Origin of the sequence: Falsiroseomonas sp. E2-1-a4 (assembly GCF_051433165.1) — a bacterium.
Taxonomy (GTDB): Bacteria; Pseudomonadota; Alphaproteobacteria; order Acetobacterales; family Acetobacteraceae; genus Falsiroseomonas.
Window position 1 is genome coordinate 394,655 of the sequence record NZ_JBHMFS010000001.1, and the last position, 23,188, is coordinate 417,842.

The following is a 23,188-nucleotide window of genomic DNA, read 5'->3' on the forward strand; positions in this document are numbered from 1 at the left end:
GCGGCCGCTTCGAGATGAAGGATCAGATTATGAAAAAGGCACTCTTTGGCGCCGTCGCCGCCCTCGCCCTCATGGCCTCCCCGGTTCTGGCCGGTCCGATCGCGGCAGGCAGCAACCTGTCGATCGGCGGCATCAACAAGGTCACCGACACGCAGATCACCTTCGACGGCATGCAGCGCCTGGACATCGCCGCAGGCAGCTTTGCCGGCCTCGGCACTTGCCTGAGCTGCGTTGACATCGGCGACATCACCTTCTCGCCGTCGGTGTCTGATGGTCTGCTGTTCACGATCATGAACAACATGCTCACGAGCACCTTCATCCTGGATCCGGGCGCGACGGTGACGAACATTCCCGGCACCCCGGGCACGCTTTCGATCCGCGGCTTCGGCACGGCGACGCTGACCGGCTTCGACGACACCCCCGGCACCCTCGCGTTCAGCACGCAGAACGGCCTCGTCAGCAACGTGACCTTCTCCGCCACCGTGATCGCGGTGCCGGAGCCGGCCTCCCTCGCGCTGTTCGGCACCGCACTGCTCGGTCTCGGCCTGGTTCGCCGCGCGCGCCGCAACAAGGCCTGAGTCAAACAGCCCCGCTTCGCGCGGTTCTGATACCTTCAGGATGCGCGTCCGGCATTGTGCCGGGCGCGCGTTTTGCGTTTCAGGCGTCCCACGCCCAGGCGAGGCACGGTCGAAATAGCCAGCAGCAAACGGCGCGCCCCGGGGTTCCGCCTGGCGCCGAACAGGACGGTGGGGGTGCCGCCTGCACCACCACGCCGTGGTCGATAAGCACCACACGCGTGGACAGCCGCGCGATGAAGCCCGTTCCATGGCTCACCAGCGGCTGGTGTAATTCGCAGACCACACCAACTGGGCCGCCGTTGCCGCGGCGACGCGCGGCTGCCGGGGTCGTGAATGACGACGCGCTGACCTTCGGCGTGCAGGCGCCCGGCATGGCATGGCAGGTGCGCCATGTTTCGGGCGATCCGCGCTGGTCGCAGTGGCTGCCTGGCGGGACGGCGCAGCGGCGGGGGATGGTCTGCGGTCGCGCGCCCCGCAGGCGCTTTCGGCGCTGCGCGGCGGCACGGCGCGGCCGATGCTGGCGGTGGTGGAACTGGCCCCGGAGGATGCCGCGGCGCTGGACGTTGTCCAGGCCAGCCGGGTGACGCGCGGCGTGCTCGCGGCGCAGCGGCAGGGTCTGGGCGCCGTTGCGGCTGCGCGTTCAACGGGTTCGTGACCTTTGTCGGCGCCACTTACAGGCGGCTGACAGAACTGCGAGAGTTTCATATAAGCCATTGAAAAAATTAACCAAGTACTCTGGCATGCAGTTTGCCTACAACGGGTTGGGCCACTGGATTTGCCGGCAGCCGGTTCGAGATTAAGGAAAAGAATTATGAAGAAGGCACTCTTCGGCGCCGTCGCCGCCCTCGCCCTCATGGCCTCCCCGGTTCTGGCCGGCCCGATCATGCCGGGCAGCAACCTTTCGATCGGCGGCATCAACAAGGTCACCGACACACAGATCACCTTCTCCGGCCCGCAGCGCCTGGACATCGCCGGTGGCAGCTTTGCCGGCCTCGGCACTTGCTTCGCCTGCGTCAACATCGCCAACATCAGCTACTCGCCGACGACGTCCGATGGCCTGCTGTTCACGATTACGAGCAACGGCCTCGTGAGCACTTTCATCCTGGACGCGGGCGCGTCGGTGATGCAAAGCCCCGGCACTCCGGGCACGCTGTCGATCCGCGGCTTCGGCACAGCGACGCTGACCGGCTTCGACGACACCCCCGGCAGCATCGCGATCAGCACGCAGAGCGGCCTTGTCAGCGACGTGACCTTCTCCGCCACCGTGATCGCGGTGCCGGAGCCGGCCTCCCTCGCACTGTTCGGCAGCGCGTTGCTGGGCCTCGGCCTGGTTCGTCGCGCGCGCCGCAACAAGGTCTGATTGAGCAGCCCCGCTTCGCGCGGGGCTGGTCTGACACCTTCAGGATGCGCGTCCGGCATTATGCCGGGCGCGCGTTTTGCGTTCCAGGCGTCGCGCACCCGGGCGACGCGGTCGCGCGCCGCCGGACAGCGCGGCCGGGGTACCGCCTGCACCAGCACTCGCGGAGATGGCGCACCGATCCAGCATGAGACGAGCTGGCTGCGGCCCGGCTATTCCGCCGACTGCCTCGATCAGGATCACCGCCGCCGCACCAACTTCGCGCATCTGGTCCAGACCGGACGGGCGAATGAGATGTGAGAGGCGATCAGCGCCTTCCTGCCGAATGCGGCGCTGGCGCTGCCTCGACGGCGCCCCCACATGGCGAACATGCGCAGATTTCTGATTTGGGTGCTGCTGCTGGGCATGCTCGGCGGCGCGGGTTGGTACGGGCTGCGCTACCTGCCGCCGGAATGGGACCCGCGCGCGCCGCTGGACCTGGATGCGGCCCCGAACTGGATGACGGGCGTGAAGCTGCGCCGCCTGGCGGTGCAGCCCGAAGCCTGCTTTGCCGCGCTGGCCTCCACCGGGCGGCCAGTGCAGCGGGTGGCGGATCGCCCCTCCGATACTGGCTGCGAAATCCAGAACGCCGTCCGCCTGCCATCGGCAGCGCCGCTCGCGCCGGCGTCGCCTGTCACCACCTGCCGCGTCGCCGCCGCCTGGGCGCTGTTCGAGACGCAGGTGATGCAGCCAGCGGCGCGCCAGCATCTGGGCAGCGAGGTCACCGGCGTGCGCCACCTCGGCACGCAGAACTGCCGTAACGTGAACCACGCCCGCGGCGGCCGCCGCAGCCAGCACGCCACCGCCAACGCCATCGACATCGCCGGCTTCACCCTGCGCGACGGGCGGCAGGTGACGCTGCTGCGGCACTGGGATGGCTCAGGCGGGGAAGCAGCCTTCCTGCGGGCGCTGCGCGACGGCGCCTGCGGCTGGTTTCGCGCCGTGCTCGGCCCGGACTACAACGCAGCGCATCGGGACCATTTCCATTTCGACATGGGGCCCTGGCGCGCCTGCCGTTAGCGCTTCAGGAATCGCCGGCCCAGCGCCGGCCCGCGCCGGCGCCGCCCTTGGCTTCCGGCGCCAGATCCTCGGTCTTCCTGCCCTCGACATGGTCCATATGGCGTTTGCCTGAAACCTCATCGCCGATGTCGGGGCGGTTGTCGGTGCCGGAACGGGCGGTGCCCGCGGGGATACCGGTGCCGCTGCTGCCTTCCGGCATCGGCTGGCGTTCGGGCAGGGCGCCCGGTTCCGACGTTTCGGGAGTGGGCTTCTCGGGCTGGGACATGGAAATTTCCTCCTCAGGCATTGACCACCGTGCCGCCATTCGGGTGCAGGACCTGGCCGGTGAAATAGGAACTGTCCTGCTCGGCGGCGAGGAACAGGAAGGCGGGTGCGACCTCGTCCGGCTGGCCGGCGCGCGCCATGGTCACGCTGGCGCCGTGCTGCGCCGTGCGGTCCTCGTCGAAGGAAGCCGGGATCAGCGGCGTCCAGATCGGCCCTGGCGCCACGGCGTTCACGCGGATGCGCCGGTCCTCCCAGATCGCCTTCGCGAGGCTGCGGGTGAAGCCGACGATGGCGCCTTTGGTGGAGGCGTAGTCGATCAGCTCCGGGCTGCCCTGGTAGGCGGTGATGGAAGTCGTGTTGATGATCGACCCGCCCTTCGGCATGTGCGGCAGCGCCGCCTTGGTCAGCCACATCATGCCGAGGATGTTGGTGCGGAAGGTGCGTTCCACCTGCGCTTCCTGGATCTCCGCAAAATCCTTGCAGGGGTGCTGCTCGGCGGCGTTGTTCACCAGGATGTCGATGCGGCCGCCAAGGAAGCGCGCGGCCTGCTCCACCGCATCGCGGCAGAAGCCGGCATCGCCGATATCGCCAGCGATCACCTCGCAGCGCCGGCCGGCGGCCTCGATATGGGCGCGGGTGTCCTCGGCGTCCTCCGTTTCCTCCTTGTGCAGGATCACCACATCGGCGCCTTCCTTGGCGAAGCCGATGGCGACCGCGCGGCCGATGCCGGAATCGCCGCCGCTGATCAGCGCGGTGCGGCCTTCCAGCTTGCCGGCGGCGCGCCAGTTCTCCATGGCGGATTGTGGGCGCGGCGTCATCTCCGCCTCCAGGCCCGGCTGGCGGTCCTGGTGCTGCGGCGGTTGCAAGTTCTTGGGCGTGTCGGGCATGGCGGTGGGCCTCGGCTGCCGTGGTGCAACTGCAACCGGCCGGCCTTGCGGCAGTTCCTTGCGCGGGACGAGTCAAGCCGCGCTGCGAATCTTCGGGCACCGTCAGAAACTCCGGCCCGGCGCCGCGTTTCAGTCCAGCGGCCGGCGCGGCGATGCGCGGCTGGGAAGTGGAGACGCCACCATGGCTATGAAGACGATGGACGATCTGTTCCTGATGACGCTCAAGGATATCTACTACGCCGAGCGCCAGTTGCTGAAGGCGCTGCCAAAGATGGCGCGCGCGGCACAGAATGATGAACTGAAGCAGGCTTTCAAGGATCACAAGGAGCAGACCGAGGGCCAGGTGGAGCGCCTGCAGCAGGTGTTCCAGATCCTCGGCAAGCGCGCCCAGGGCGTGACCTGCGAGGCGATCCAGGGCCTGATCCAGGAAGCCGAGGAACTGCTGGAGGAAGCGCCGGAGCCGAGCGCGGTGCGCGACGCGGGCCTCATCGCCTCCGGCCAGGCGGTCGAGCATTACGAGATGGCGCGCTACGGCACGCTGCTGGCCTGGGCCGAGGCGCAGAAGAAGCCGGACATCGCCGAGCTGCTGAAGGCGACGCTGGAGGAGGAGAAGGCCACCGACAAGCTGCTGACGCAGATGGCGGTGAAGACGATCCACAGGGAAGCCCTGAAGGCAGCCTGATCAAGGGGGAGGCGTGGCATGGCGGCGCGGTCGAGCTGGGGTGGGCATCTGCGGCTGTCGCTGGTGGCCTGCCCCGTCTCCCTTTTCCCGGCGACCACCAGCGCGCATGACGTGCGCTTCAACCTGATCAACCCGGCCACCGGCAACCGCATCCGCACCAAGGTCTTCGATGCGGATGGGGATGAGGTGGAGCGGAAGGATCTGGTGCGCGGCTTCGAGATCGAGAAGGATGAATACATCCTGCTGACGGATGAGGAGATCAAATCCGTCCGCCTGGACTCGACGCGCACCATCGACATCGAGCGTTTCGTCGATGCATCCGAGATCGACCGCATCTTCTGGAACGACCCCTACTACCTGGTGCCGGACGGCAAGGCCGGCGTGGACGCCTTCACGGTGATCCGCAGCGCCATGGAACAGGCCGGCAAGGTGGCGCTGGCGCGGGTGGTGATGGGCACGCGGGAGCGTATCGTCGCGATCGAACCACGCGGCGTCGGCATGCTGCTGACCACGCTGCGCACCCATGACGAGGTGCGCGAGTCGGAGGAATATTTCGAGGATATTCCGGACCGCAAGGCGGATGCCGGGATGATCGAGATCGCTGAGCGCATCATTGCCCAAAAGGCCGGCCCCTTTGATCCCTCCGAGTTCAAGGATCGCTACGAGGATGCGCTGCGCGCGCTGATCGAGAGCAAGCGCGATGGCGATGGCGGCGGCACCAAGGCCGCACCCCCGCGCGAGGACAATGTGATCGACCTGATGGAGGCGCTGCGCCGCAGCCTGGAGGGTCCGTCCGCCAAGGCGCCTGAGAAGGTTGCCGCCAAGGCGAAGCCGGCGCCGAAGAAGGCACCCGCGAAGAAGACTGCTGCGAAAACGCCGCCGAAGAAGGCGCCGCCGCGCAAGCGCGCCGCGTCCCGCTGATGCCGGCCCTGGCCCGCGACAGCCTCCAGCCCTATCGCGCCAAGCGCAATTTCGGGCGCACCAGCGAACCGCAGGGCGCGCCGGGTGTGGCGGGGGACCGGCTGGCCTTCGTGGTGCATCGGCATGATGCGCGGCGGCTGCACTATGATCTGCGGCTGGAATGGGGCGGCGTGCTGAAGAGCTGGGCCGTGACCCGCGGCCCCTCGCTCGACCCGGCGGACAAGCGCCTGGCGGTGGAGGTGGAGGACCATCCGCTGGACTATGCCAGCTTCGAGGGCACCATCCCGAAGCCCGATTATGGCGGCGGCACGGTGCAATTGTTCGACCGCGGCGTCTGGGCGCCGCTGGACCCCGACAACGTCGATCGTGACCTGGCCAAGGGCGAGCTGAAATTCGTTCTCGCGGGGGAAAGGCTCAAAGGCGGCTTCGTGCTGGTGCGGATGAAGCCGCGCGGTGGCGCGAAGCCGGAGCCACGCAACAACTGGCTGCTGATCAAGGAGAAGGACAGCATGGCGACGCCCGGGCAAGGCGATGCCGTGCTGCAGGCCGAGACCTCCATCGCCAGCGGCCGCACGCTGGCGCAGATTGCCAAGGGCGAGGTGCCGAAGGCGGCCACGAAGGCGGCCAAGGCCCCCGCCGCGAAGGCGGCCAAGCCTCCCGCCGCGAAGGCCGTCAAGCACCGGGCGCCAGACGCCGAAGCCATGCCTCGCTTCGTCGAACCGCAGCTCTGCCGCCTGGTTGCTGCCGCGCCCAACGGCGCCGACTGGCTGCATGAGCTGAAGATCGATGGCTACCGCCTGCAACTCCGCGTCCAGGGCGGCAAGGCGACGCTGCGCACCCGCACTGGCCTCGATTGGACCGATCGCTTCCCCGCCATCGCCGAGGCCGCTGCCGCGTTGCCCGATGCGCTGATCGATGGCGAGGGCGCGGCGCTGGATGCGGAGGGCCAGCCAAGTTTTCCCATGCTGCAGGCCTTCCTGTCCGGCACCAACACCGCGCCATTGGTGTTCTTCGCCTTTGACCTGCTGCATGACGGCACGCGTGACCTGCGGGCCGAGCCGCTGGAGGCGCGCAAGACGGCACTGCGAAAACGGCTGCCGCCGAAGGGCGCGGTGCTGCGCTACCTGGAGCATTTCCCGGCCCCCGGCGATGCCGTGCTCGCCTCCGCTTGCCGGCTGGAGATGGAGGGCATCGTCTCCAAGCGCCGCGACGCCGCCTATTCCTCCGGCCGCGGTGAGAGCTGGACCAAGGCGAAGTGCCGCGGGCGCGATGAATTCGTCATCGGCGGCTTCAGCCGTGGCGCGCGCGGGCTGGGCGCGCTGCTGGTCGGCGCCTGGCGGGATGGCAAGCTGGCCTATCTCGGCCGCGTCGGCACCGGCTTCTCCGCCGCCACCTCGACCAAGCTGGTACAGCGCCTGGCGAAGCTGGAACGGCGCACGAAGCCCTTCCTGGGCACGCCGGCCAAGATCAGCGACGTGGTCTGGGTACAGCCGGAGCTGGTGGCGGAGGTCGCCTATGGCGGCTGGACCGAGGAAGGCCTGCTGCGCCACGCCAGCTTCCAGGGGCTGCGGGAGGACAAGCCGGCCAAGCAGGTGACGCCACCACCCGAGCCGGCACCGGAACCCGCACCAACGCCGAAGGCGCGCAGCAAGCCGCCGCTCGGCATGAGCAACCCGGACCGGGTCCTGTGGCCGGCAACCGACGATAACCCGGCGCTGACCAAGGCCGATCTCGCCGCCTACTACGCACGGTTTGCCGACCGTATCCTCGCGCATGTTGCCGCCCGGCCGCTGTCGCTGCTGCGGGCGCCGGATGGCATCACGGGCGGCCTGTTCTTCCAGCGCCACGCCATGCCGGGCCAGTCGCCGCTGGTCGGCGCCGTGCAGGTGGAGGGCCAGGCGCGGCCCTACATGCGGATCGACGATGCGGCGGGGCTGGCCGCGCTGGCGCAGGTCTCGGCGGTGGAGCTGCACCCCTGGGGCGCGAAGGCCGATGCGCCCGCCGTGCCGGACCGGCTGGTCTTCGACCTGGACCCGGATGAGGGCATTCCATTTGCCCGTGTGCTGGAGGGCGCGCTGGAGCTGCGGGACCGGCTGAAGGCACTGGGCCTCGCGCCCTTCGCCCGCGTCACCGGCGGCAAGGGGCTGCATGTGGTGGTGCCGCTGGCGCCACCGAAGCGGGCCGGCGGGCCGGGCTGGCCGGAGGCCAAGAGCTTCGCGCGGCTGGTCTGCGCGCTGATGGAACGCGACGAGCCCAAGCGCTACACCACCACCCTGGCCAAGAAGGCGCGGAAGGGCCGCATCTTTCTCGACTATCTGCGGAACGACCGGCTCTCCACCGCGATAGCAAGCTGGTCGCCGCGGGCCCGGCCCGGGGCCCCGGTGGCCTGCCCCATCCCGTGGTCGGCGGTGAAGCCGGGGCTCGACCCCGCCGGCTGGAAGCTCGCCGCCCTGTTGGCGGGGAAGATGCCGGCCGATCCCTGGGCGGATTTCGGCGCCGCCGCCGGCAGCCTGCGGGATGCCATCGCCAAGGTATCGCGCACCCCATGAGCCAGCTTTTCTCCCCCCGCGCGGATCGCCGCCTGCGCGCCTTCGGCATCATCGGCGGGGCCGCACTGGTGCTGGCCCTGGTGGTGGCTTTCGCGCTCAGCCGGTCGGACGGCGCCTGGGGTGTCGGCACCCCGGCGGCGCAGCCCATCCCGTTCAGCCACGCCATCCATGCCGGCCGCGTCGGGCTGGATTGCCGCTTCTGCCACGCCACGGTGGAACACGCGGCCAATGCCGGCATGCCGACAGCGGAGACCTGTCTCGGCTGCCACAGCCAAGTCTGGAACGTCACCGCGCAATTCGCCCCGCTGGAGACGGCGCTGGCGCTTGGCACGCCGGTTACCTGGTCTTCCGTGCATCGCCTGCCGGAGCATGTGCGCTTCCACCACGCCGCGCATATCGGCGTCGGCCTGACCTGCGCGCAGTGCCACGGTCCGGTCGAGACCATGCCGCGCACGGTGAAGGTGGAAACGCAATCCATGGGCTGGTGCCTGGATTGCCACCGGGACGCGCAGCCGCAATCGGCCGCGCTGGTGGCGGCGAGCCATGCCCAGCTGGGGGTGGAGGTGCCGCCGCTGGCGAATTGCTCAACCTGCCATCGCTGATCCGCACGGAACCGTCGCGGGCACACCGCGTTGGCCGCCGGAGGACGGGGGATGCTGCATGACCGAAACGCCGGGCCGTCACCGGCTACCGCTGTTCCTGGGGCTCGCCGGACTGCTGCTGAGCGCCTGCAGCGGCGTGCAGACTCCACTGGATCCGATGGGTGACCACGCCGCCCGCATCGCGGTGCTGACCTGGGTGTTGTTCATCGGCGGCACCGCCATCTTCGTGCTGGTGATGGGCCTGCTGGTCTTCGCGCTGATCGCACCGGCGCGGGTGCGCAATGCCTTCGGCACCCGCCGCTTCGTGGTTGGCGGCGGCATCGTCTTCCCCACCGTCACGCTGCTGGCATTGCTGGTCTACAGCCTCGGCGTCTCCCGCGCCGTGGTGCTGCCGATGAGCGACAACCCGCTGCGGATCGAGGTGATCGCCCGGCAATATTGGTGGGAGGTGCGCTACCCGGATGAGGGTGAAGGCGCCGTCACCGCCAATGAACTGCACCTGCCCGTGGGGCGGGAGGTGGAGCTGCTGCTGTCTTCCGGCGACGTCATCCACAGCCTGTGGATTCCGAACCTGCACGGCAAGATGGACATGATCCCGGGCCGCGTGAACCGCCAGCGCATGCGCGCGGACCGGCCTGGCGTGATGCGCGGGCAATGCACCGAATTCTGCGGCGTGCAGCACACGCTGATGGCCTTCTGGGCGGTGGCGCAGGAACCGGCCGAATTCGATGCCTGGCTGGCCCGTCAGCGCGCGCCGATTTCCCCGCCCGCCACGCCCGAACAGGTGCGCGGCAAGCAAGTGTTCGGCGAGGCCGGCTGCGGCGCCTGCCACACGGTGCGCGGCACCGAATGGCAATCCAGGCTCGGGCCGGACCTGTCCCGCGTCGGGTCCCGCCTTTCCCTGGCCGCCGGGGCGCTCGACAACCATCGAGGCACGCTGGCCGGCTGGGTTGCCGGCGCGCAGGACATCAAGCCGGGCAACGCCATGCCGGCCTTCGGCCGTTCGCTGCCGGGCGATGATCTGCTGGCCGTTGCCGCCTGGATGGAGTCGCTCCGCTGATGGACACCCAGGCCCCCAAGCTGGAATTGCCGAATCCGCTACCGCGGCCCGAAGCGGAGCTGGCCGAGCTGAGGCGGATCTGGCGCCAGCCGAAGGGCTGGCGGGCCCTGTCGGAAGTAAATAACGGCCTGGTCGGGCCGCTTTTCGTCGCCACCGCGCTGCTGTTCTTCCTGCTGGCCGGGGTGCTGGCGCTGATCATCCGCGCGCAGCTTGCCTTCCCGGGCCTGACGCTGGTGGACCCCGGCACCTACAACCAGCTTTTCACCATGCATGGCACGGTGATGATGTTCCTGTTCGCCGTGCCGGCGGTGGAGGCGGTGGCGATCACCTTGCTGCCGTCGATGCTCGGCTCGCGGGAATTGCCGTTTCCGCGGCTCGGCGCCTACGCCTTCATGATCTACCTGATCGGCGGGCTGTGCTTCTATTCCAGCATCTTCTTCGGCATCGCACCCGATGGCGGCTGGTTCATGTATCCGCCGCTGACCAGCAAGGCCTATTCGCCCGGCATCAACACCGACATGTACCTGCTGGGCATCGGCTTCATCGAGATCAGCGCCATTGCCGGCGCGATCGAGCTGACCGTCGGCATCCTGCGCTGCCGCGCGCCGGGCATGACGCTGGGGCGCATGCCGATCTATGCCTGGGGCATCCTGGTTTTTGCCGTGATGGTGATCTTCGCCTTCCCAGCGGTGATCATCGCCAGCACGTTGCTGGAGCTGGAACGCGCCTTCGACTGGCCCTTCTTCCTGCCGGAACGTGGTGGCGACCCGATGCTGTGGCAGCATCTGTTCTGGTTCTTCGGCCATCCGGAGGTCTACGTGATCTTCCTGCCGGCGGCGGCCATGGTCTCCATGATCGTACCGGCGATGGCGGGTGCGCGGCTGGTCGCGCACTCCATGGTGGTGACTGCGCTTGTCGGTACCGGCTTCCTCAGCTTCGGGCTGTGGGTGCACCACATGTACACCACGGGCATTCCGCCGCTGTCGCTGTCCTTCTTCGCCGCCGCGGGGTTTGCGGTTTCCATCCCCTCCGGCCTTCAGGTCTTCGCCTGGATCGCGACCTTCGCCAGCGCGCGGCAGCGTATCCGCTTCACCACGCCGGCGCTGTTCATCCTGGGCTTCCTGTTCATCTTCACGCTCGGCGGGCTGACCGGTGTCATGGTCTCCGTCACCCCCTTCGACTGGCAGGCGCACGACACGTATTTCATCGTGGCGCATCTGCACTACGTGCTGATCGGCGGCATGGTGTTCCCGCTATTCGCGGCGGTGTACTACTGGGCGCCGGCGGTCGGGCAGCAATTGTCGGAGCGGCTGGGCAAGACTGCCTTCTGGCTGCTGTTCATCGGCACGAACCTCACCTTCTTTCCAATGCATATCAGCGGCTTCATGGGCATGCCGCGGCGCATCTACACCTTCCCCTCCGGCTTCGGGCTGGAGCTGTGGAACCTGCTGTCCTCGATCGGGGCGGCGATCTTCGCGGCCGGCGCCGCGGTGATACTGGTGGATTTCGTGCTGAATTTCCGCTTCATCCGGCAGGATCGGCAGGAAAACGTCTGGAATGCCGGCACGCTGGAATGGGTCTCCAGCCCGAATTTCGGCATGCGGAGCCTGCCTTTGGTGCGCGACCGCTACCCGCTGTGGCATGACCCCGACCTGAAGCGCCAGATCGAGGCCGGCGGACATTACCTGCCCTTCGCCGCGACCGGACGGCGCGAATCGCTGATCAGCAGCCCGGCCGAGGCGACGCCGCAATACATCGCCTTTGTCACCGGGCCGAGCTGGTCGCATGTGGTCGCTGCCTTCGGGACGGCCGTCATGTTCCTGTCGCTGGCCGGGTCCTTCGTGATTCCCGCGGCAGCGGCCGGCCTGATCGCGCTGGCAGCCTTCATCGCCTGGGTCTGGAACGGCACCGATTTTGGCCCGGTGGGGCCGGCCAAGGCCGATATCGGCGGCGGCATCGTGCTGCCGACGCATGCCACCGGTCCGATGACCGCATCCTGGTGGGCCATGGTCTGCACCATGCTGGTCAGCGGTACCGCCTATGCCTGCCTTCTCGCCAGCTACCTGTTCCTGTGGCTGGTGAATGGCGATGCGATGTGGCCGCCGCCGGGGCAGGGGCTGCCGGTGCTGGGCTGGGGCGTGGCGGCCTTCGCGCTGTACGGCGGCGCGGCCCTGTCGCTGATCTTCGCCTCCGCCACGCTGCATGACGGGCGCGGCTGGACCCACCGGATCGCGCTGCTGGCGGGGCTTGGGCTGCTGGCCAGCGGACTTGCCGCGGATGGCTGGGCGCTGTGGCAGGGGCCGATCCGGCCGACGCTGCACGCCTATGGCGCCAGCGCCTGGGGATTGTTCGTCTGGCAGTCCGCGCATGTGGCCATCGCGCTGCTGATGGGCAGCTACACCCTGGCGCGGTCCCTCACCGGCAAGCTGGGCGGCCAGCGGCGGCTGACGATCGACAACACCAGGCTGTTCTGGCTGTACACGGTGGGCCAGGGCAGCGTCGGCCTGGTCCTGCTGCACGGCTTCCCGAGGCTGCTGCCATGAACCAGGGCACCCTGCGGCGCGGGCCGCAATCCGCGTTCGCCGTGCTGGCCAGTGCCGGCGGGCTGGCGCTGTGGGCACTGCATTTCACCTTCATCTACGTCATCAACGCCTTCGCCTGTGAGCGTGGCTACGAGGGCGCCAGCCTGTTCGGCCTGCCTTGGGTGCCGGCAATGATCGGGCTGGCGACGCTGGTCATCGTGGTGCCGCTGCTGCTGATCCTGCGCGGCACCACCCGGACGCTCGGATTGCCGGTAACCGAGGGTGGCGAGGCCGAGCCGCGCTTCACCAACTGGTTCGCCGCCGCCGTCGCCGGCTATTCGCTGCTGGCGGTGCTGTTGCAGGCGGCGCCTTCGCTGGTCCTGCCGGCCTGCGGGGTTGGCTACTGACCCAGGGGCCGCCCCTCTGGCCGGTCCAGCCGCGGGCGCAGGCGCGGCTCCGGCTGGGTGCCGGCTTCGCCCGGCGCCAACGGCTGGCCGGGCGGCACAGCCGGTGCCTCGCCCAACGTGTAGAGAAAGGCGGCGATGTCCAGCGCCTGCCCCTCCTGCAACGGCAGGACCGGCATGGCGGAGCCGGGCGAGACAGCTTGCGGGTTCAGCAGGAAGGCCACCAAATTCTGCGGTGCATTGGGCAGGCGCCCGCCGACATAGCTGCGCCGCGCCCATTCCATCAGCGGCGGGCCGACCCAGGCGACGGCGCCCTCGATGCCCGGAATCACATGGCAGGCGCCGCAGCCATGTTCGGCGATCGCGATCCGGCCGCGCGCCGCATCGCCGCCGGCGACACGCAGCTCGGCCGGCACGGCCTCCTCCCCGCAGGCGCCGAGCGCGAGGAGCAGGGGCAGCGCGAGGCGGCATGGGATGCGGGACATGCCCGGGGCAACGTGGAAAGGCCCAGTGCGGTTGCATCGGGTGGGAACCATCAGCGGTCTGGAGCGTAGCCGAAGCCGGGCGCTGCCCGACCCTGCCGAAGCGGAGCCGCCGCCAGCATGACGCCACCTGATGCCCTGCCGCCGCCTGACCCGGATCGCCGCAGCGTGTTGCGGGCGGCCGGTGCGTCCCTGGCGCTGGCGACGGCGGCGGGCTGCGACTGGGCGCCGAATGAATTCGGCAGCCCGCTCTATGCCCCGGCGCGCGGGTTGGGCGGGCCGGCGCAGAGCTATGCGACGGTGCTGGAGTTGGACGGCGTTGGTCGCGGCGTGCTGGCCCGCGTGGTGAACGGCCACGCCATCAAGATCGAGGGCAATCCGCGCCACCCGGGCAGCCTCGGCGCCACCGATGTGTTCCTGGAATCCGCCGTGCTCGGCCTGCATGACCCGGCGCGGTCGCGCCGCGTGCGGCAGCGCGGGCAGCTGGTGCGGGACCCGGCGCGGCTGGCCGCCTGGCTGGCGGAGCAGCGCGCGGCGTTGGCGGCGCAAGGCGGCCAGGGGCTGCGGATACTCACCGGCCCGGTTTCTTCCCCAACCCAGCGGCGACTGATCGCGGCGGTGCTGGCGGCCTGGCCGGGGGCGCGCTGGCATGTGCATGCGCCGCTGGCCGATGCGGCGGGCGCCGAGGGCGCCATGCTGGCCTTTGGCGCCGCCTTGGTGCCGCGGCCGGACCTGTCCCGCGCCCGCTGCGTGCTGGCGCTGGGCGCCGACCCGTTGGGCCCCGGCCCGGCGCAACTGGCCCTGGCGCGCGGCTGGGCGGAAGGGCGGGCCGCCGGGCGCGCTTCGGGCCGGCTTCCGGCACTGATCGTTGCCGAATCGACGCCGAGCCTGACCGGCAGCAAGGCCGATCGCCTGCTGGTGCTGCCGCCCTGGGAGATCGAGGCGCTGGCGCGCGCCATCGCCGCCGAACTTGGCGTGGCCGCCGCCGCCGGCGCAACGCATCCGGAGGCCGCGTCGCTCGCCGCCAGTCTGCGCGCCGCCGGCCCCGCCACCTGCGTGCTGGCCGGGCGCGGGCAGAGCGTGGCGGTGCACGCGCTGGCGCATGCGATCAACGCGGCGCTCGGCGCGACGCTGCCCTATGTCGAGAACCCGACGGCCGTGGCGGCCGGCACGCTGGCGGAGCTGGTGGCGGAGGGCGATGCCGTCACGCATCTGCTGGTGCTGGACGCGAACCCGGTTTTCGACGCGCCGGCCGATCTGGATGTTGCCGGCCTGCTGCGCCGCGTGCCGCACAGCCTGCATGCCGGGTTGCATGTGGATGAGACGGCGCTGGCCGCCGGCTGGCACCTGCCGCTGCGCCATCCCTTGGAAAGCTGGGGCGACAGCCTGGCCTTCGACGGCACCGCCGCGCTGCGCCAGCCGGTGACGCTGCCCCTGGTTGAGGCTGCCGTGTCGGTGGAAGAATTGTTGTCCGCACTCGCCGGGCCGGGCGCCAATGGCCAGACGTTGGTGCGCGAAACCTGTCGCGCGACCTGGGGCGAGGCGGATTTCGAACAGCGCTGGCGCGCCGTGCTGGAAGCGGGCCTGGTGCCGGACAGCGCCCCGGCCGCCCGGGTGCCGGCGCTGCGGGATGACTTTGCGCTGCCGCCGGCGACGCCCGCCCCGGCCACGCCCGTCGCGATCTTCGTGCCGGACCCGCATCTGTGGGATGGCCGCTTCGCCACCGAGGCCTGGTTGCAGGAATTGCCGCGCCAGCTCGGTAGCCTCGCCTGGGGCAATGCCGTGCTGATGGCGCCGGCCGATGCGCGGGCCGCCGGGTTGGCGGAAGGCGCGGAGGTGGAGCTGCGCCTCGGTGACCGCTTGCTGCGCGCGCCGGTGCTGGTCACCCCAGGCCAGGCGCCGGGGGTGGTGACGCTGCCGCTCGGTGGCGGGCGGCGGGCGGCGGGCGGGGTGCCGGGCGGCATCGGGATGGATGCCTATCGCCTGCGCCCAGCGGCCTCGCTTTGGCTGGCACCGGGCCTGGTCCTGCGCGCCACCGGCGGCGCGGGCTGGGCCGCGCGCGGCGCGGATTTCGCGCTGGCCGACGAGGCACCGCGCGTGCGCCGCCTGGCGCCGGGCGAGGCGGTGCCGCCGCTGCCACCGCCGCGCTCGCTCTATCCGGATTGGACCTACACCGGCCACGCCTGGGGCATGGCAATCGACCTTGACACCTGTATCGGCTGCAATGCCTGCGTCGTCGCCTGCCAGGCGGAGAACAACACGCCGGTGGTGGGGCCGGAGGAAGCGGCACGTGGCCGCGCCATGCATTGGCTGCGCGTGGATCGCGTGGCCAGCGGCACGCCGGAGGCACCACAGGTCGATTTCCAGCCGGTGCCCTGCATGCATTGCGAGAAGGCGCCCTGCGAAGTGGTCTGCCCGGTGAACGCCACGGTGCATGACCATGAAGGTCTGAACCTGATGATCTATCCGCGCTGCATCGGCACGCGCACCTGTTCCAACAACTGCCCCTACAAGGTGCGCCGCTTCAACTGGGCCGGCTATGCGCGCCAGGCCGGCGCCGTGCCGGTGCACAACCCCGATGTGCCTGTGCGGCCACGCGGCGTGATCGAGAAATGCACCTACTGCCAGCACCGCATCAAGGGCGCGCAGGACACCGCCCGGCAGGAAGGCCGCACGGTGCGGGATGGCGAGATCGTCACCGCCTGCCAGAGCGCCTGCCCGACACGCGCCATCCATTTCGGCGACATCAACGACCCGGCCAGCGATGTCTCCCGCGCCAAGGCGGAGGGACGTAACTACGCGCTGCTCGGCCACCTCGACTTGCGGCCGCGCACCACCTACCTGGCGCGGCTGGTGTCATGAGCAGCGCGGAGTTTTCCACCCGCCCGGTCTCCGACCAGCCGCTGCGGAGCGATTTCGGCTGGCGCTTCGCGGCGGGTGTGGCCGGCGCCGGGCTGCTGACGCTGCTGCTGGCCTATGCGGTGGTGGCGCTGCTGCTGCGCGGTACGGCGCTGTGGGGCACGAATATCCCCTTCGTCTGGGGCTTCGACCTGATCAACTACATCTGGTGGATCGGCATCGCCAACGCCGCCAGCCTGTTCGCCGTGGTGCTGGTGCTGCGGCGGCATGGGCTGCGCAGCTCGGTGAACCGGTTTGCGGAGGCCGCGGCGCTGGCGGCGGTGGCGGCGGCGGCGATCTACCCGATCCTGCATCTCGGCCGGCCCTGGCTGTTCTACTGGACCTTCCCCTACCCCGCGACCTTCGAGGTCTGGCCGAATTTCCGCAGCACGCTGGTGTGGGATTTCTGGGGGATCATGTCCCACGTCGTGGTCACCGGCCTGTTCTGGTACACCGGGCTGATCCCGGACCTCGCCACCATGCGCGACCGCGCTGTGGCGAAGGGGCGCATGGTGCAGGCGCGCATCTATGGCCTGCTCGCGCTGGGCTGGCGCGGATCGGTGCGGCATTGGGCGCGGCACCAGGCGGCGTATCGGCTGGTGGCCGCAATGGTGCTGCCGATGCTGGTCTCGGCGCAGACCATCGTAGCGCTGGAATTCGCCACCACCATCGTGCCGGAATGGCACCAGGCGCGGCTGCCACTGCATGTGGTGGCAACAGGCATCCCCTCCGGCCTCGGCGTGGTGCTCGCGCTGGCGGCGCTGCTGCGCGGCGGGCTGGGGCTGACGCGCTACATCGATGACGAGGACATGCACCTGCTCGGCAAGCTGACCGCCGCGGCCGCGCTGCTGTGTGGCTATGTGTACGCCGAGGCGCTGCTGGTGGGGCTGCTGGAGGACGCAACGACGCGGGAGGCGATGGCGGCGCGCGCCTTCGGGGCCTATGCCGCGCTGTATTGGGGCGGTGCCGCGCTGGTGGTGGGACTGCCGCAATTGCTGTGGCTGAAGCAGGCCCGGGTGCGCGCGCGCTGGGCGGTGCCGATCGGGATCGGCGCGGCGGCAGGCGTGTGGCTCGATCGCTTCTCGCTGGTCGCCGGCGGGCTGGTGCGGGACCATCTGCCGAATACCGGGCCGCTCTATGCGCCGACCATGCCGGAATGGACGCTGCTGATCGGCAGTGTCGGCCTGTTCGCGTTGCTGATGCTGGCCTTCGCGCGCTTCGTGCCGGTGGTGTCGATGTTCGAGATGCGGCACGAGGAAAGCGAGGCGGACGTCCCATGACAGCCGCCGTGATCGCGGAATTCGACAATCCGGAGGCGCTGGTCGCGGCGCTGCGCGCGGCGCGTGATGCGGGGTGGCGCCGGATGGATGCCTATGCGCCCTTTCCGGTGCCGGAGGCCGCGAAGCTGCTGGGGGCCACCGGCAAGCGCGTGGCCTGGATCGCGATCGGCGCCGGGCTGTTCGGCGCGGTGCTGGCCTATGCCACGCAATACTGGCTCAGCGTGCACGACTATCCGCTGAATGTCGGCGGCAGGCCGCTGCATGCGCTGCCGGCCTTCCTGCCGGCCACCACCATCGTCGGCATATTGTGGGCGGCGGCGGGTGCGTTGATCGGCATGTTGGCGCTGAACCGCCTGCCGCGGCTGAACCACCCGGTCTTCGCCGCCCCCGGCTTCGGCCGCGCCAGCGAGGATCGCTTTTTCCTGTGCCTGTTCGCCGGCGATCCCGGGCTGGATGCGCGGGAGGCGATGTATCTGCTGCGTCGGCAGAAACCGCTGAGCCTGGCAGAACTGCCCACATGATCGCCCGGCTGATTCCCTTGCTGCTGCTCGCCGCCTGCGATGGCTGGCCCGGCAGCACGCCCGTCGCGCCACCCGCGCCGCCGCCGCCCGGTGCCGTGGCGCAGGGCGATGCGGTCTGGCGCCAGGCGCTGGCGCCGCCCGGCCCGCCGGTGACGGAGGCGCTGCTGGCACGTGGCGCGGATCGCTACGTCATCTTCTGCGCGCCCTGCCACGGCCCGACCGGCGCGGGCGATGGCGGCGCGGTGGCGCAGGGTTTCCCGGCGCCGCCGCCGCTGCCGGCCGAGGCCGCGCGCAGCATGGCGGTGATCGCGGACAATCACGCCCGCGCCCACCCCTTCGCAGATCGCCTCTCACCCTCGGATCGCTGGGCCATCGCCCGTTTCGTGGAGCGCCTGGCGCCATGAGGTCCGGTACCATGAGGGTTGCAGCGGGAGCAGGCCTCGGCCTTGCCGCGCTGGCGGTGGCCGCGCTTGGCGGGCCGGCGCTGGCGGAGGCGTGGCTCATCGGCTTCCTGATCTGGATGCATATCGGGGTCGGCGCGGTGGGCGTGCTGGCGCTCGGCCATCTGCTGCGGGAGGATTGGCTGACCCCGGTGCGCCTGCCGCTGGAGGCTGCGGCCCGCACCCTGCCGCTGCTGGTGCTGATGGCGTTGCCGGTGCTGCTGGTGCCGGAGAATCTCTACCCCTGGGCTACGGACCCCACGCTGCCGGCCGACAACCCGCGCGCCGCCCTGCTGCAACCCTGGTTCTTCCAGCTTCGGGGCGCGGCCTGCCCGCTGATCTGGACCTTGTTAGGCTGGCGCCTGGCGCGGCCAGGAACGCATCCGCGGCTTTCGGTGCTGGCCCTGGTGCTATTGCTGCCGACGACCACGCTGGCGGGCTTCGACCTGGTGCTGTCCCGCGATACCACCTGGTACGCCAGCCTCCAGGGCTTCTCCATCTGGGTGGCGGGGCTGGCCGCGGCGCTGGCGGCGGCGATCCTGGCCGCGCCAACCCGGGCCGATTCCAAGGGGATGCCGGGCCTGGAACGGGCGCTGCTGACGCTCGCGCTGACCGTGTTGTGGCTGTGGTTCACCCAGTTCATCGTGGTGTGGATGGCGGATCTGCCGAATGAGGCGGGCTGGTATCTGCGGCGGCTCGATGAATGGCGCTGGCTGCAACTCGGCGTTGCCTTGCCAGCCGTGCTGCTGGCCATCGCGCTGGCCGCGCCGCCGGACCATGGGCGCTGGCGCATGGCGGCGGTGTGCTGGCTGCTGCTGGTGCAGTTTGCCGCGCATCTGTGGTGGGTGGTGCGACCGGATGCGCCGCTGGCCCAGCCGGCACCCTGGCTGGATGCGCTGGTGTTCGCGGGGCTCAGCCTGGCCTTCGGGCTGTGGTGGCGGGCGGAGCGCGCGCGGCTGCTCACTGCCGCGTCGGCGGCGACTTCGACCGGGGCTCCGTCGCACGCGGTTCCGGGTCCGGCCCATGCCGGCGCCAGGGCCAGCGGCCTTCGATCTCCACCTCCAGCGACAGGCTGAGCACGGTCCTAATCAGCACGATCAGGCCGAGCGCCCCGACTGTCTCCAGTGTCATCGGCGCGGCGACGGTGTGCACGATATCCGCCGCCACCAGCAGTTCCAGCCCGAGCAGGATCGCCCGGCCGAGATTGGCGCGATAGGGGATGAAAGCCTCCGCCCAGCCGGGCGTGCCACTGCGTAGCCCGGCGCGCAGGAACAGGAAGCTGGTGATGGCGGTGCCAGCCACCAGCACCAGGATGCCCGCCAGTTCCAGTCCAGCCGCCGTCCAGTTCGCGATGATGCCCACCCAGGCACCGGGGTCATTGTTCTCCATGGCCGGATAAAGCGGCCCGGCGCGCAATGGTTGCGGGAACCGGTGCGGGGGTTCGCTCGTCATGCCTGGGATGGATGCCACCAACCCGCGCACAATCCCTGCCCTGCACCGGTTGCTCGACCAGCCGGAGGCGTGGGCGCTGTGTGCGCAGCACCCCCGCGCCGCGGTGGCGGCTGCGCTGCGGGCGCATCTGACGGCTTTGCGCGGGCAGGGCGCGCCCTTCATCGCGGAACATGCCTTCGCGGCGGCGGCAGCGGCGCTGGCGGCTGCGGCCCGGCCCGGGCTGCGGCGCGTCATCAACGCCACCGGCGTGGTGCTGCACACCAATCTCGGCCGCGCGCCCCTGCCGCAGGCGGCGCGGGATGCGGTGGCGGCGGAGGCCGCGGGCTACTGCAATTTGGAGCTGGATCTGGAGACCGGCCGCCGCGGTCACCGCCACGCCGCCTGCAGCGCCTTGCTGTCGGAATTGACCGGGGCGGAGGCCGCGCTGGTGGTGAACAACGGCGCCGCCGCCATGCTGCTGGCGCTGTCCGCTTTGGCGGCGGGTGGCGAGGCGGTGGTGTCTCGCGGTGAGCTGGTGGAGATCGGCGGCGGCTTCCGGATTCCGGATGTGATCCGCCAGGGCGGCGCGCGGCTGGCCGAGGTGGGCGCCACCAACCGCACCCGCCTGGCCGATTACGCCGCCGCCATCGGCCCCGAGACACGCCTGCTGTTGCGCGTGCACCAGAGCAATTTTTCGCAGATCGGCTTCACCGCCATTGTGGAGCCGCGGGCGCTGGTCGCGCTGGCCAGGGATCGGGGGCTGCTGTCGGTTGTCGATCTCGGCAGCGGCGCGCTGGTGGATCTGTCCGGCTACGGCCTGCCCGCGGAGCCGACCATGGGCCAGGCGGTGGCGCAGGGCTTCGACCTGGTGGTGGCGAGCGGCGACAAGCTGCTGGGCGGGCCACAGGCGGGGTTGTTGCTCGGCCGCGCCGCGGTGGTGGCGCGGCTGGCCGGCCACCCGCTCATGCGCGCGCTGCGCTGCGACAAGCTGACGCTGGCCGCGCTGGAAGCCACGCTGCGCCTTTACCGCGACCCCTCGGGGCTGCGCCAAGCGGTGCCCACGCTGGACATGCTGGCGGCCACGGCGGCGGAGATCGGCGCCCGCGCCGTGCGCCTGCTGGCGCTGCTGCCGGAGGGGATGGCGGAAATCGTGCCGGGCAAATCCCTGGTCGGCGGCGGGTCACTGCCCGCGACGGAACTGCCCACCTGCCTGCTGGCGCTGCACGGGCCGGCGGAGGCGCTGGCGAAGCGGCTGCGGCTCGGCCGGCCCGCGGTCATGGCGCGTATCGCCGGCGGCCGCCTGCTGCTGGATCTGCGGACGGTGGCGGAGGCGGAGCTGCCCGACCTGGCCGGTGCGCTGCGGGACGCGGCATGAGAAGCGTGCTGCTGGGCGTGCTCGGCCATGTGGACCACGGCAAGACCGCGCTGGTGCGCGCGCTGACCGGCATCGAGACGGACCGGCTGCCGGAGGAAAAGGCGCGCGGCATCTCCATCGCGCTCGGCTTTGCCCGGCTGGTGCAGGAGGATGCCGAGATCGACCTGGTGGATGTGCCGGGGCATGAGCGATTCCTGCGCACCATGGTGGCTGGCGCCACGGCGATGCAGGCGGCGCTGCTTTGCATCGATGCGCGCGAAGGCGTGCGGGCGCAGACGGTGGAACATGCGGAGGTGGCGGCGCTGCTCGGCCTGTCGCGTGGCGTTGTCGCCATCACCCGCTGCGACCTGGCACCCGCCGAGGATGCCGCAGCCGAGGCGCGCGCCTTGCTGGCGCGGCTGGGGCTGGGCAACTGGCCGGTGGTCGCGACTTCTGCCGTGACGGGCGCGGGGATTGCGGAACTGAAGACGCAGCTCGCCTTGCTGGCGCGACCAGCCGAGGCCACGGCGATGGGCGCCTGGCTGCCGGTGGACCGCGCCTTCTCCCGCCCCGGCGCGGGCACCGTGGTCACCGGCGCTCTGCGCCGTGCGCCGATGGCGGTGGAGGATGAGGTGGAGATCTGGCCGGGCGGCCAGCGCGCCCGGCTGCGCGGCGTGCAACTGCACGGCCAGGCGGTCGCGCAGGCGCAGCCCGGCCGGCGCACCGCGCTGGCGCTGCGCGGCGTGACGCCGGCGGGGGTGCCGCCGGGAAGTGCCCTCGCCACGCCGGGGCTGCTGACGGAATCGCGTCGGCTGGATGCGCAGGTGGTGCTGCTGGCCTCCGCCCCTGCCTCCGTGCGGCGGGGCGATGTGCTGCGCCTGCTGGTCGGCACGACGGAGGTCGGCGCAAGGCTGCATCTGTTGGAAGACGCGCTGCTGGCCCCCGGCACCACCGCCGTGGCGCAGCTTCGGCTGGATGCGCCGCTGGCGGTGCCGGCGCGGGAGCGTTTCGTGCTGCGCACCGCATCCCCCCCGCGCACCATCGGCGGCGGCGTGGTGCTGGACCCGACGGCACCGCGCCGGTCCACGCGCGACGCGCCGCTGCTGCAGGCCATGCACGCCGCCACGCCGATCGCCGCCGCGGCGCTTCGGCTGCAGGCGGCCGGCCCGCAGGGCGCAACGGGGGCGGCGCTGGCGCGCATCGCCGGCCTGCTGCCGGATGCGCTGGATCTGCCGGAGGCGGTGCGCCTGACTGGCGACCTGCTGCTGCACCGGGAGGTTTACGCCGCGCTGGAAGCCGCCGCGGTGGCGGCCGTTGAACAGGCACAGAACCAGGACCCCACGGCGCCTGGGCCAGCGCTGACCACGCTGCGGGCCGCGTTGCCGCGGGCCGCGCCGGTGGAGGCGCTGCTGGCACGGCTGGTCGCCGCTGGCACGCTGGATCTCGCCGCCGGGCGCTTCACCCGGCGCGGGCTGGACCCGCTGGCGCTGCTGCCACCGGCGGCGCGCGCGCTGCTGGATGCGGTGGAGGACGCCTTCCGCGTTGGCGGCCTGGCACCGCCCGATGCGGTGACGGTCATCGGCGGACAGCGCCCGCGCGCGCAGGCCGTGGCGCTGCTGCTGCGCCGAGGGCAACTGATCCGCGCGCCGGATGCAGTGCAGAAGCGGGAGGTGCTGTTCCATCGCAGCGCGCTGGCCGCGGCGCGGCAGACGTTGCGCGACAACTTCGCAGACAGCACCAAGGGATTTCTAGTCGGCGAATGCGGCCGTCTGCTCGGCATCTCGCGCCGCTTCGCCGTGCCGCTGCTGGAACGGCTGGATGCCGAGGGGCTGACGCGGCGCAACGGCGATCGGCGCCACATCGTCACGGAACCGATGCGCTCAGCGGGCGCTTGAAC

23 protein-coding genes are annotated in these 23,188 nt (G+C 70.8%); 19 read left to right on the plus strand and 4 right to left on the minus strand.

Going from position 1 to position 23,188, the window contains the following annotated elements:
• Positions 1-29 precede the first annotated feature (29 nt).
• The 5 genes from ACFHNC_RS01890 to ACFHNC_RS01910 all read left to right on the plus strand — a co-directional run bounded on the left by ACFHNC_RS01890 (position 30) and on the right by ACFHNC_RS01910 (position 2,994).
• The gene (locus tag ACFHNC_RS01890) at positions 30-578 is read left to right on the plus strand and encodes a PEP-CTERM sorting domain-containing protein (RefSeq protein ID WP_437167504.1); all 549 of its coding nucleotides are present in this window, start codon (positions 30-32) and stop codon (positions 576-578) included.
• Between the two features lie 376 nt (positions 579-954).
• A complete protein-coding gene (locus ACFHNC_RS01895; RefSeq protein ID WP_437167505.1) occupies positions 955-1,233 on the plus strand; it encodes a hypothetical protein in 279 nt (92 codons plus the stop codon).
• 156 nt (positions 1,234-1,389) lie between these two features.
• Complete coding sequence (locus tag ACFHNC_RS01900; protein ID WP_437167506.1) at positions 1,390-1,938, plus strand: PEP-CTERM sorting domain-containing protein; 549 nt, start codon at positions 1,390-1,392, stop codon at positions 1,936-1,938.
• Between the two features lie 60 nt (positions 1,939-1,998).
• Positions 1,999-2,235, plus strand: coding sequence for a hypothetical protein (locus tag ACFHNC_RS01905; RefSeq protein WP_437167507.1), 237 nt, complete (start codon positions 1,999-2,001; stop codon positions 2,233-2,235).
• Positions 2,236-2,295: 60 nt separating this feature from the next.
• A complete protein-coding gene (locus ACFHNC_RS01910) occupies positions 2,296-2,994 on the plus strand; it encodes an extensin-like domain-containing protein (protein WP_437167508.1) in 699 nt (232 codons plus the stop codon).
• Positions 2,995-2,998: 4 nt separating this feature from the next.
• Here the strand turns inward: ACFHNC_RS01910 and ACFHNC_RS01915 are convergent, their stop codons facing one another.
• Complete coding sequence (locus ACFHNC_RS01915) at positions 2,999-3,259, minus strand: hypothetical protein (RefSeq protein ID WP_437167509.1); 261 nt, start codon at positions 3,257-3,259, stop codon at positions 2,999-3,001.
• Positions 3,260-3,272: 13 nt separating this feature from the next.
• Positions 3,273-4,145 (minus strand): SDR family oxidoreductase, encoded by an 873-nt coding sequence (locus tag ACFHNC_RS01920; RefSeq protein WP_437167510.1) that lies wholly within the window; start codon positions 4,143-4,145, stop codon positions 3,273-3,275.
• Here ACFHNC_RS01920 and ACFHNC_RS01925 point away from each other — a divergent pair.
• The 7 genes from ACFHNC_RS01925 to ACFHNC_RS01955 are packed head-to-tail and all read left to right on the plus strand — an operon-like array spanning position 4,144 to position 12,888.
• Positions 4,144-4,827: a ferritin-like domain-containing protein gene (locus ACFHNC_RS01925; protein ID WP_437167511.1), complete on the plus strand. Its 684-nt coding sequence runs from the start codon at positions 4,144-4,146 to the stop codon at positions 4,825-4,827. The two genes, ACFHNC_RS01920 and ACFHNC_RS01925, sit on opposite strands and share 2 nt — an antisense overlap.
• A gap of 18 nt (positions 4,828-4,845) precedes the next feature.
• Positions 4,846-5,748 carry a Ku protein gene (locus tag ACFHNC_RS01930; RefSeq protein ID WP_437167512.1) on the plus strand — a complete coding sequence of 301 codons (903 nt, stop codon included), beginning with the start codon at positions 4,846-4,848 and terminating at the stop codon, positions 5,746-5,748.
• The gene (gene ligD, locus ACFHNC_RS01935) at positions 5,748-8,297 is read left to right on the plus strand and encodes a DNA ligase D (RefSeq protein WP_437167513.1); all 2,550 of its coding nucleotides are present in this window, start codon (positions 5,748-5,750) and stop codon (positions 8,295-8,297) included. Before ACFHNC_RS01930 ends, ligD begins: the two co-directional genes overlap by 1 nt.
• Complete coding sequence (locus ACFHNC_RS01940; protein WP_437167514.1) at positions 8,294-8,899, plus strand: cytochrome c3 family protein; 606 nt, start codon at positions 8,294-8,296, stop codon at positions 8,897-8,899. The genes ligD and ACFHNC_RS01940 overlap by 4 nt, the downstream gene beginning before the upstream one ends.
• 58 nt (positions 8,900-8,957) lie before the next feature.
• Positions 8,958-9,959, plus strand: coding sequence for a cytochrome c oxidase subunit II (gene coxB, locus ACFHNC_RS01945; protein WP_437167515.1), 1,002 nt, complete (start codon positions 8,958-8,960; stop codon positions 9,957-9,959).
• Positions 9,959-12,502 carry a cbb3-type cytochrome c oxidase subunit I gene (locus ACFHNC_RS01950; RefSeq protein WP_437167516.1) on the plus strand — a complete coding sequence of 848 codons (2,544 nt, stop codon included), beginning with the start codon at positions 9,959-9,961 and terminating at the stop codon, positions 12,500-12,502. Before coxB ends, ACFHNC_RS01950 begins: the two co-directional genes overlap by 1 nt.
• Positions 12,499-12,888, plus strand: coding sequence for a hypothetical protein (locus tag ACFHNC_RS01955; RefSeq protein ID WP_437167517.1), 390 nt, complete (start codon positions 12,499-12,501; stop codon positions 12,886-12,888). The genes ACFHNC_RS01950 and ACFHNC_RS01955 overlap by 4 nt, the downstream gene beginning before the upstream one ends.
• On the opposite strand, the gene ACFHNC_RS01960 is transcribed toward ACFHNC_RS01955, so the two are convergent.
• Positions 12,882-13,370: a c-type cytochrome gene (locus tag ACFHNC_RS01960; RefSeq protein WP_437167518.1), complete on the minus strand. Its 489-nt coding sequence runs from the start codon at positions 13,368-13,370 to the stop codon at positions 12,882-12,884. The genes ACFHNC_RS01955 and ACFHNC_RS01960 overlap by 7 nt on opposite strands.
• 117 nt (positions 13,371-13,487) lie before the next feature.
• On the opposite strand from ACFHNC_RS01960, the gene ACFHNC_RS01965 reads away from it, so the two are divergent.
• From ACFHNC_RS01965 to ACFHNC_RS01985, 5 genes are read left to right on the plus strand one after another with little or no spacing between them, the layout of a single operon-like run.
• Positions 13,488-16,229 carry a 4Fe-4S dicluster domain-containing protein gene (locus tag ACFHNC_RS01965; protein ID WP_437167519.1) on the plus strand — a complete coding sequence of 914 codons (2,742 nt, stop codon included), beginning with the start codon at positions 13,488-13,490 and terminating at the stop codon, positions 16,227-16,229.
• On the plus strand, positions 16,226-17,545 hold the full coding sequence (gene nrfD / locus ACFHNC_RS01970) for an NrfD/PsrC family molybdoenzyme membrane anchor subunit (RefSeq protein ID WP_437167520.1): 1,320 nt from the start codon (positions 16,226-16,228) through the stop codon (positions 17,543-17,545). The genes ACFHNC_RS01965 and nrfD overlap by 4 nt, the downstream gene beginning before the upstream one ends.
• Complete coding sequence (locus ACFHNC_RS01975) at positions 17,542-18,066, plus strand: DUF3341 domain-containing protein (RefSeq protein ID WP_437167521.1); 525 nt, start codon at positions 17,542-17,544, stop codon at positions 18,064-18,066. Before nrfD ends, ACFHNC_RS01975 begins: the two co-directional genes overlap by 4 nt.
• A complete protein-coding gene (locus tag ACFHNC_RS01980) occupies positions 18,063-18,470 on the plus strand; it encodes a c-type cytochrome (protein WP_437167522.1) in 408 nt (135 codons plus the stop codon). Before ACFHNC_RS01975 ends, ACFHNC_RS01980 begins: the two co-directional genes overlap by 4 nt.
• A gap of 11 nt (positions 18,471-18,481) precedes the next feature.
• On the plus strand, positions 18,482-19,582 hold the full coding sequence (locus tag ACFHNC_RS01985; protein WP_437167523.1) for a hypothetical protein: 1,101 nt from the start codon (positions 18,482-18,484) through the stop codon (positions 19,580-19,582).
• Here the strand turns inward: ACFHNC_RS01985 and ACFHNC_RS01990 are convergent.
• Positions 19,467-19,958, minus strand: a complete 492-nt coding sequence (locus ACFHNC_RS01990) for a DUF1622 domain-containing protein (protein WP_437167524.1) — start codon at positions 19,956-19,958, stop codon at positions 19,467-19,469. The two genes, ACFHNC_RS01985 and ACFHNC_RS01990, sit on opposite strands and share 116 nt — an antisense overlap.
• On the opposite strand from ACFHNC_RS01990, the gene selA reads away from it, so the two are divergent.
• On the plus strand, positions 19,957-21,312 hold the full coding sequence (gene selA / locus ACFHNC_RS01995; RefSeq protein ID WP_437167525.1) for an L-seryl-tRNA(Sec) selenium transferase: 1,356 nt from the start codon (positions 19,957-19,959) through the stop codon (positions 21,310-21,312). The two genes, ACFHNC_RS01990 and selA, sit on opposite strands and share 2 nt — an antisense overlap.
• Positions 21,309-23,186 carry a selenocysteine-specific translation elongation factor gene (gene selB, locus ACFHNC_RS02000; protein ID WP_437167526.1) on the plus strand — a complete coding sequence of 626 codons (1,878 nt, stop codon included), beginning with the start codon at positions 21,309-21,311 and terminating at the stop codon, positions 23,184-23,186. The genes selA and selB overlap by 4 nt, the downstream gene beginning before the upstream one ends.
• Positions 23,187-23,188: the final 2 nt, after the last annotated feature.

Bases quoted from the DNA above. Each gene is read 5' to 3' on its own strand.
- ACFHNC_RS01925 (WP_437167511.1), top strand. From the start codon at position 4,144: ATGGCGGTGGGCCTCGGCTGCCGTGGTGCAACTGCAACCGGCCGGCCT.
- ACFHNC_RS01980 (WP_437167522.1), top strand. From the start codon at position 18,063: ATGATCGCCCGGCTGATTCCCTTGCTGCTGCTCGCCGCCTGCGATGGC.
- coxB (WP_437167515.1), top strand. From the start codon at position 8,958: ATGACCGAAACGCCGGGCCGTCACCGGCTACCGCTGTTCCTGGGGCTC.
- selB (WP_437167526.1), top strand. From the start codon at position 21,309: ATGAGAAGCGTGCTGCTGGGCGTGCTCGGCCATGTGGACCACGGCAAG.
- ligD (WP_437167513.1), top strand. From the start codon at position 5,748: ATGCCGGCCCTGGCCCGCGACAGCCTCCAGCCCTATCGCGCCAAGCGC.
- ACFHNC_RS01950 (WP_437167516.1), top strand. From the start codon at position 9,959: ATGGACACCCAGGCCCCCAAGCTGGAATTGCCGAATCCGCTACCGCGG.
- ACFHNC_RS01900 (WP_437167506.1), top strand. From the start codon at position 1,390: ATGAAGAAGGCACTCTTCGGCGCCGTCGCCGCCCTCGCCCTCATGGCC.
- ACFHNC_RS01930 (WP_437167512.1), top strand. From the start codon at position 4,846: ATGGCGGCGCGGTCGAGCTGGGGTGGGCATCTGCGGCTGTCGCTGGTG.
- ACFHNC_RS01975 (WP_437167521.1), top strand. From the start codon at position 17,542: ATGACAGCCGCCGTGATCGCGGAATTCGACAATCCGGAGGCGCTGGTC.
- ACFHNC_RS01910 (WP_437167508.1), top strand. From the start codon at position 2,296: ATGGCGAACATGCGCAGATTTCTGATTTGGGTGCTGCTGCTGGGCATG.
- ACFHNC_RS01895 (WP_437167505.1), top strand. From the start codon at position 955: ATGGCAGGTGCGCCATGTTTCGGGCGATCCGCGCTGGTCGCAGTGGCT.
- ACFHNC_RS01985 (WP_437167523.1), top strand. From the start codon at position 18,482: ATGAGGGTTGCAGCGGGAGCAGGCCTCGGCCTTGCCGCGCTGGCGGTG.
- ACFHNC_RS01960 (WP_437167518.1), bottom strand. From the start codon at position 13,370: ATGTCCCGCATCCCATGCCGCCTCGCGCTGCCCCTGCTCCTCGCGCTC.
- ACFHNC_RS01905 (WP_437167507.1), top strand. From the start codon at position 1,999: ATGCCGGGCGCGCGTTTTGCGTTCCAGGCGTCGCGCACCCGGGCGACG.
- ACFHNC_RS01965 (WP_437167519.1), top strand. From the start codon at position 13,488: ATGACGCCACCTGATGCCCTGCCGCCGCCTGACCCGGATCGCCGCAGC.
- ACFHNC_RS01915 (WP_437167509.1), bottom strand. From the start codon at position 3,259: ATGTCCCAGCCCGAGAAGCCCACTCCCGAAACGTCGGAACCGGGCGCC.
- ACFHNC_RS01890 (WP_437167504.1), top strand. From the start codon at position 30: ATGAAAAAGGCACTCTTTGGCGCCGTCGCCGCCCTCGCCCTCATGGCC.
- ACFHNC_RS01955 (WP_437167517.1), top strand. From the start codon at position 12,499: ATGAACCAGGGCACCCTGCGGCGCGGGCCGCAATCCGCGTTCGCCGTG.
- ACFHNC_RS01920 (WP_437167510.1), bottom strand. From the start codon at position 4,145: ATGCCCGACACGCCCAAGAACTTGCAACCGCCGCAGCACCAGGACCGC.
- nrfD (WP_437167520.1), top strand. From the start codon at position 16,226: ATGAGCAGCGCGGAGTTTTCCACCCGCCCGGTCTCCGACCAGCCGCTG.
- selA (WP_437167525.1), top strand. From the start codon at position 19,957: ATGCCTGGGATGGATGCCACCAACCCGCGCACAATCCCTGCCCTGCAC.
- ACFHNC_RS01940 (WP_437167514.1), top strand. From the start codon at position 8,294: ATGAGCCAGCTTTTCTCCCCCCGCGCGGATCGCCGCCTGCGCGCCTTC.
- ACFHNC_RS01990 (WP_437167524.1), bottom strand. From the start codon at position 19,958: ATGACGAGCGAACCCCCGCACCGGTTCCCGCAACCATTGCGCGCCGGG.